Raw genomic sequence first — 1,479 nt, 5'->3', positions numbered from 1 at the left:
ATCCTAACATAAGATCAACACGACCTAGCCAACTGTTGATATCCTCCCAAGGCAGGTGGCCAACTTTTTTCCAGCGGTGCTTTGGATTGATAACGTGGTTCTCCCTCTGGTGAGGTAGTGGCTGAGGTGTATCACAAGAGACACAGAGAATATCAAGAAGTTCTGGGTCGCCACCGCTTAGGAAGGCTCGTGGATGTAGTTGTCAAACACGGCAAAATTGCTCAGGGCAGGATCCGGCTTGAGGCTGGATCCCATCAAGAAGCTGACCTTGGGATAGTCTTTGGCTACTTCCCGCGCTTCCCGCTCCACCCCAAAGACCTCACCCACCAGCAGTTGGACGCCGCTCTCGGCATACTGACGCAGCACCCGTGGGTAGTCGGTGTTGGAAACTGACTCCGACCAGGTATAGTCAATATCCCCCCGCTCCTGGGCGGTCATCAAGGCTTTATGGATCCGGCTCACCCACTGCTGCTCAATGGGAACCGTATAAACCCCGGCCACCTTCAGCTTGGTTCCTTGAGCCACCGCGGCATCGCGAACCAACCAGCGGCTCCCCATCAGGCCAGCCACAAAAGCCCCAGAACGCAGGCAGAAGTCCCGCCGGGAGAGTTCTAAACGTGCCATAGTCGCTTCTGTTGAGGTTACTTCGAGATCGGGTTACTGCTCGGCTTATCCTAAGGGGGAGATCCCTGAAAATATGCATCCTGAAATACAATTTTTTGAGAAGGAGCTTGTTTGTAATGGACAACGAAGTTTCGCTGACGGTTGGAATGGATGTAAGGGCCAAGTCCTCTCAAATCAGCTCTCGATAGATTATCCCTCTGACTACTTGGTTGATATCTTGCACAACCGGATGCTGTTGGGGACTACAGCCCTCTTTTATAATTTTATAAAGTGAGCAATAACCCAATTAACTGGTTTCCTAAATTCGGGCTTTGAGGTAATTTAAGACATCTTTATCTGATTTGGCCTATCATTCAGTCAACTGTAGTTGCTTCTTTCCATCCTAAGTTCAAACAAATAGCCACAACATATGGATCTCATTTTGCGCCGGGCCAATTTGCCGGATGGCCGCAAGGGAATCGATATCGGTATCCAGGGGGATCGCATTGTGGCTCTGGAAAGCAACTTACAAGCCACTGCCCCCCAAGAAATTGATGTCAGCAACCGCTTGGTGTCGCCCCCCTTCGTGGATGCCCACTTTCACATGGATGCCACCCTCACCTATGGGATCCCGCGCGTCAACCAGTCGGGCACCTTGCTAGAAGGGATCGCCCTCTGGGGGGAGTTGAAGCCGCTGTTGACCCCCGAGGCGGTGATGGAGCGGGCCTTGACCTATTGCGACTGGGCGGTGGCGCGTGGGATCCTGGCCATCCGCACCCATGTGGATGTGTGCGATCCCAAGCTGTTGGCGGTGCGGGCGCTGCTGGAAGTCAAGCAAAAAGTGGCTCCCTACTTGGATTTGCAACTGGTGGCTTT

At 52.9% G+C, this 1,479-nt stretch carries 3 protein-coding genes; 1 reads left to right on the top strand and 2 read right to left on the bottom strand.

The window, feature by feature from the left end:
* Both NW815_RS05495 and NW815_RS05490 read right to left on the bottom strand, forming a co-directional pair.
* Positions 1–151, bottom strand: a 151-nt coding sequence (locus tag NW815_RS05495; RefSeq protein WP_414388411.1) for a dual OB domain-containing protein, incomplete at its 3' end; no start/stop codon positions are given.
* A gap of 26 nt (positions 152–177) precedes the next feature.
* Positions 178–624 (bottom strand): hypothetical protein, encoded by a 447-nt coding sequence (locus NW815_RS05490; protein ID WP_414342079.1) that lies wholly within the window; start codon positions 622–624, stop codon positions 178–180.
* 409 nt (positions 625–1,033) lie between these two features.
* On the opposite strand from NW815_RS05490, the gene NW815_RS05485 reads away from it, so the two are divergent.
* Positions 1,034–1,479, top strand: a 446-nt coding sequence (locus NW815_RS05485) for an amidohydrolase family protein (protein ID WP_414415790.1), incomplete at its 3' end; no start/stop codon positions are given.

Source organism: Synechococcus sp. R6-7 (assembly GCF_047461695.1).
Taxonomy (GTDB): Bacteria; Cyanobacteriota; Cyanobacteriia; order Thermostichales; family Thermostichaceae; genus Thermostichus.
Note: the sequence above shows the minus strand (reverse complement) of the source record. Positions and strands in the feature narration are given on the sequence as shown.

What these genes read in the sequence shown, in the direction of transcription:
- NW815_RS05490 (WP_414342079.1), bottom strand. Translation starts at nt 624, where the DNA reads ATGGCACGTTTAGAACTCTCCCGGCGGGACTTCTGCCTGCGTTCTGGG.